We start from the raw sequence: 334 nt of genomic DNA on the forward strand, positions 1-334 counted from the left end.
ATCCAGCCGATGTCCGTGAACAGCTTCAGCAGCGGGACCACGATCGACACGACCGGGAACATCGAGGTGGCGATGATCAGGGGGAGGATCAGCCGCTTGAACCGGAACTCCAGCCGGGCCATCGCGTAGGCGGTGAACGTGGCCAGCAGCAGCGCCAGGACGGTGGTGCTGCCGGCCACGATCAAACTGTTGAGCAGGGCCCGGCCGAAGCCCTGGGAGGGGTCGAAGACCGCCCGGTAGTTCTCGAACGACACCGGGGGGGGCAGCAGCGACGTGTCAAAGATGTCCGAGGTGCGGCGCAGGCTGGAGACCAGCATCCAGTAGAAGGGGGCCA

The 334-nt window shown here is 65.9% G+C and carries 1 pseudogene; it reads right to left on the reverse strand.

What is annotated here, in order from left to right:
* Positions 1-317: pseudogene (locus TN53_RS43360) on the reverse strand (carbohydrate ABC transporter permease); the annotation flags it as partial.
* Between the last annotated feature and the right edge of the window lie 17 nt (positions 318-334).

The sequence above is a fragment of the Streptomyces sp. WM6386 genome (genome assembly GCF_000972385.1).
In the GTDB taxonomy this organism is placed as follows: domain Bacteria; phylum Actinomycetota; class Actinomycetes; order Streptomycetales; family Streptomycetaceae; genus Streptomyces.